General features: G+C 72.8%; 4 protein-coding genes. 1 reads left to right on the top strand and 3 read right to left on the bottom strand.

From position 1 onward, the window contains the following. Positions 1-139: 139 nt before the first annotated feature. Positions 140-1,675 carry a gamma-aminobutyraldehyde dehydrogenase gene (locus B7767_RS27460; RefSeq protein ID WP_085574529.1) on the bottom strand — a complete coding sequence of 512 codons (1,536 nt, stop codon included), beginning with the start codon at positions 1,673-1,675 and terminating at the stop codon, positions 140-142. A 306-nt stretch (positions 1,676-1,981) separates the two neighbouring features. Here B7767_RS27460 and B7767_RS27455 point away from each other — a divergent pair, with 306 nt between their 5' ends. Next, on the top strand, positions 1,982-2,530 hold the full coding sequence (locus B7767_RS27455; RefSeq protein WP_085574528.1) for an NADAR family protein: 549 nt from the start codon (positions 1,982-1,984) through the stop codon (positions 2,528-2,530). 65 nt (positions 2,531-2,595) lie between these two features. Here B7767_RS27455 and B7767_RS27450 read toward each other — a convergent pair whose 3' ends face one another. Both B7767_RS27450 and B7767_RS27445 read right to left on the bottom strand, forming a co-directional pair. Continuing rightward, the gene (locus B7767_RS27450; RefSeq protein WP_085574527.1) at positions 2,596-3,054 is read right to left on the bottom strand and encodes a DUF4190 domain-containing protein; all 459 of its coding nucleotides are present in this window, start codon (positions 3,052-3,054) and stop codon (positions 2,596-2,598) included. Between the two features lie 209 nt (positions 3,055-3,263). Further along, the coding region (locus B7767_RS27445) for a glycoside hydrolase family 3 C-terminal domain-containing protein (protein WP_143652656.1) at positions 3,264-4,767 on the bottom strand (1,504 nt) is incomplete at its 5' end.

Genomic DNA, 4,767 nt, shown 5'->3' with positions numbered 1-4,767 from the left:
CGGGACAGGGCCGCCCTGCCGGTGCGGAGGCTGCGCCGCATGGCGGCCACCTGGGCCGGTGAGAGGCGGTCGGGCTCGTACTGCTCCATGCGCGTGGTGCCCTTTCGGGAGGGTGGCCGCGGGTCGGGCGGCCTGGCTGCTATCGGTCCCCGAAGATGGTGCGGTGCCAGTCCTTGCGGACCACCGCGGTGTTGTCGAACATGACGTGCTTGACCTGCGTGTACTCCTCGAACGAATAGGCGGACATGTCCTTGCCGAAGCCGGACGCCTTGGATCCGCCGTGCGGCATCTCGCTGATGATCGGGATGTGGTCGTTGATCCACACGCACCCGGCCTTGATCTCGCGGGTGGCGCGGCCCGTGCGGTACACGTCCCGGCTCCAGGCGGAGGCGGCGAGTCCGTACGGGGTGTCGTTGGCCAGCGCGATGCCCTCGTCGTCGGTGTCGAAGGGCAGGACGACCAGCACCGGACCGAAGATCTCGGACTGCACGACCTCGCTGTCCTGCGGTGCGCCGGCGATGAGGGTGGGGCGATAGTACGCGCCGTCCGCCAGCTCGCCCAGGGGTGCCTCGCCGCCGGTCACCACGCGCGCGTAGGCGCGCGCCCGGTCGACGAAGCCGGCCACCCGGTCGCGCTGGGCGTGCGAGACCATCGGGCCGAGGTCGGTGCCGGGGGCGAACGGGTCGCCGAGCCGGACGGTCTCCATCAGGGCGGCGGTGCGCTCGACGAACGCGTCGTACAGGGGGCGCTGCACGTACGCGCGCGTGGCGGCCGTGCAGTCCTGGCCGGTGTTGATCAGCGCACCCGCGACCGCGCCGTTGACGGCGGCGTCGAGGTCGGCGTCGTCGAAGACGACGAAGGGGGCCTTGCCGCCCAGTTCCAGGTGGAGGCGCTTGACGGTGGCGGTGGCGATCTCGGCGACCCGCTTGCCGACGGCGGTGGAGCCGGTGAAGGAGGTCATGGCCACGTCGGGGTGGCCGACCAGGTGCTCGCCCGCCTCCTTGCCGGTGCCGGTGACGATGTTGACCACACCGTCCGGGATTCCGGCGTCGGTGGCGGCCCGGGCGAACAGGAGCGAGGTCAGCGGGGTGAGCTCGGCGGGCTTGAGGACGACGGTGTTGCCCGCGGCGATCGCCGGGAGGATCTTCCAGGCGGCCATCTGGAGCGGATAGTTCCAGGGGGCGATGGAGCCCACGACACCGATCGGCTCGCGGCGGACGTAGGAGGTGTGGTCGCCGGAGTACTCGCCGGCCGACTGGCCCGTCAGGTGGCGGGCGGCCCCGGCGAAGAAGGTGATGTTGTCGATCGTGCCCGGTACGTCGAACTCGCGGCTCAGCTTCAGGGGCTTGCCGCACTGCAGTGACTCCGCGCGGGCGAACTCCTCCGCGCGGTCGGCGACGACGGCGGCGAACCGGTGCAGGGCGTCCGAGCGCTCACCGGGAGTGGCGCCGGCCCAGCCCGGGAACGCCTCCCGCGCGGCGTCGACGGCCGCGTCGACGTCGTCGGGGCCGGCGAGTTCGTAGGTGTACACCTCCGCGCCGGTGGCCGGGTCGACGACCGTGTGGGTGCGGCCCGAGGTGCCCTTCGCCGGGCGGCCCGCGATGAACTGCGCGCCGTCCGCGAACCGGTCCTGGGCGGGAAACCGTTCCGGGGTGGTGCTGCCCGGGTTGTGCATGTCGCTCTCCTCCGTGTCCCCGAGGGGGGCGGCGTGGCTCCAGCTCGATTTGAGTGCCGATCCTGACAGAACGAGTGGGCTCCAACAAGGGATTCCGTTGTTGCCTTTTGGTTACGCGACGGAATCTGTCGACCAGGTGTCGAGTCGCCACGGAAAAGACAGGACGGAGTGTCAGTGGTTGCTGTCAGACTCGCGCCGGACGGACTGGAAGCGGTCCCTCCCCGTTCCCGGGGGCAGCGCCCCGGTTCCGGTACGGGAAGGGGCGGCGGGGCGAATCACACCGCAGGGAGAGGAGCACGGGGGGTGATGGACTCACGGGAGAAGCTGATCGAGGCGGTCCGCGCCGGGACGAGGGTCAAGTACCTGCACTTCTGGGGGCACCGGCCACTGCCCGACGGCCGGATCGGGACGAGCTGTCTGAGCCAGTGGTGGCCGTCGCCGTTCACGGTGGACGGGGTGGAGTACGCGACCGCCGAGCACTGGATGATGGCGGCCAAGGCCCGGCTGTTCGGGGACCCGGAGGGGGAGCGGCGGGTGCTGGCCGCGGGGCATCCCTCGCAGGCGAAGAAGGCCGGACGGCTGGTGCGGGGCTTCGACGAGGAGACATGGCGCCGGGAGCGGTTCGGCATCGTCGTCGAGGGCAGCGTGCACAAGTTCGCGGCCCACGCGGACCTGCGGGGTTTCCTGCTGGGCACGGGCGAGCGCGTCCTGGTCGAGGCGAGCCCGGTGGACCGGGTGTGGGGCATCGGCCTCGCGGCCGGCGACGAGGGGGCGGGCGACCCGGAGCGTTGGCGGGGGCCGAATCTGCTGGGGTTCGCGTTGATGGAGGCCCGGCGACGGCTGCGCGCCGGCTGAGCGGGGGCCTCGCGCGTGACGGAGGGCCGGTCCGGTGCGGACCGGCCCTCCGTCAGGACGGGCGTTCAGGACGCGGCGCCGATGCCTCCCATGACGCCGGCGAACAGCAGGATGCCGAGCAGCGGCAGGATCACCGTGGCCACGATGCCGCAGATGAGCCCGGCGGTCGCCGAGCCCTTGTTGGTGGCCTCGCCGCGGTTGGCCTTCCCCCGGCCGACGGCGCCGAAGATGATCGCCAGGATGCCCAGGATCACGCCGAAGAACCACAGGAAGAAGGTGAGGCTGCAGACCAGGCCGATGATGCCCAGCACCAGCCCGGTGGTCCCCATGCCGTTGCTCGGCTGCACGGGCATCATGTAGCCGGGTGCCTGCGGGTAGGGCGCGGGGGGCATGCCGTGCGGAGCGGGACCCGAGGGGTAGCCGTAGGACGGGCCGGACTGCGGATAGCCGTAGCCGGGGCCCGGCTGCTGCGGGGGCTGTGACGGCGGCCCGAACCCACCGGGTGCGGGGTTGCTGCCGGACATGAAAAAGGTCTCCCCTCCGTTAAAACTGACCCCGGCATCATATTGACTTCCCCCCGCCCCCAAGGGGCGATTCCCGGCTCGGGGCCGTGCTCCCGGAAGCAGCCCCCGGAAGCAGCCCTCGGAGCGGCCCTACGGGAACGAAGCACCGGGGCCCGGCACCGATGCCTTCGGTGCCGGGCCCCTTCTTGGTGTCGGCCGCGTCCGGACCCTCAACCGGAGAAGCCGACCCGCGCGACCCGCAACGGGCCGCGCAGCCGGAGCCGCACGTCGTGCACGCCGTCGACGACGGCGAAGGACGCGCGGAGCGTGGTGTAGTCGTACGGGCCGGACGTGGGCGCCCGCAGCGACACTTCGGCGAGCACCGGCCCGCCGTCGAGCGAGACCTCGGCCGTGCCCTCGCCGGACACCTCCACGGTCACCTCCGTCACCCCGGCGCCGAAGTCGCAGCTCCGGAAGAGGAGTTCGCCGTCCTTCCCGGCCACGGCGGTGACCGAGTCGCCCGCCGCCTTCGCGCGGTCGACGATCTCGACACCGCTCTGCTCGTCGAAGTCGACGGCGTCCAGCCCGCGTTCGACGACGGGGCGAGGGACGGCCGGCTCGCCGTCCAGGGTGACCGTGGCCCGTGCCCGCACGTCCTCGCTGGACGCCCCGGCCAGCAGCTCGTACGCCCCCGGCTCCACCCGCCACCGGCCCGCCGCCACGTCCCAGAACGCGAAGGCGGACAGCGGCAGCACGAAGGACAGCTCGGCCGTCTCCCCGGGCGCCAGCGTCACCCTCCGGTGCGCCAGCAGCTCACGGCGCGGACGCGGCACCGACGGGTCCACGGCCCGCGTGTAGAGCTGGGGCACCTCGTCGGCGGTGACGTCACCTGTGTTGGTGACGGCGAAGGAGACCCGCACCGCCGACCCGTCGACGTCCGCCGTCGGTTCCCCGTAGGAGAAGTTCGCGTACGACAGGCCGTGCCCGAAGGGGAACAGCGGCGTGCCCTCGAAGTACAGGTAGGTCTGCCGGCCGCCGATCACGTCGTAGTCGAGGAGGTCCGGCAGGTCGGCGTCGTCGGCGTACCAGGTCTGCGGCAGCCGGCCGGCGGGGGAGACGTCACCGGCGAGCACCCGGGCCAGCGCGGTGCCCGCGGCCTGACCGCCGTGCGCGGTCCACAGCAGCGCCGGGAGGTCCGTCGCGTCCACCGCGTACGGGTAGGCGGAGGTCAGCACCAGCACCGTGTTCGGGTTGGCGGCGCGGGCCGCGCGCAGCAGCCGCTCCTGCTGGGCGGGCAGCCGCAGCGTCGTACGGTCCTCGGTCTCGCGCCCGTTGATGTGCGGATCGTTGCCGGCGACCACCACGACCACGTCGGCGCCGGCCGCGACGCGCGTGACCGCGTCCTGCCCGCGCTCGACGACGACCAGCTCGAAGACCTCGGGATCCTCCTCGGCAACCTTCACGCCGTCGGCGGCGACCTGCACGTGGCGTCCTGTCCCCACATGCCTGAGGAGGTGCCCGTCCCCGTGCGGTTCCAGCCGGAACGTCTCCTGCACGACCCAGCCGCCCGGCTGGTCGGCGGAGGCGCGCACGTACCCGTCCTCGGCGACCGAGAGGTAGCGGCCGTCGGGCGCCCGCAGGGTGAGCACGCCCTCGCCCCAGTCGGCCAGGGCGAGCTCGGTGCCGTCCGCCTGAGCGACGAGCGGCGGCAGGTCGGTGCGGCCCGCGAGCAGC

It is taken from the genome of Streptomyces sp. 13-12-16 (assembly GCF_002114215.1).
In the GTDB taxonomy this organism is placed as follows: domain Bacteria; phylum Actinomycetota; class Actinomycetes; order Streptomycetales; family Streptomycetaceae; genus Streptomyces.
This window is presented reverse-complemented; position numbering and strand designations above follow the sequence as displayed.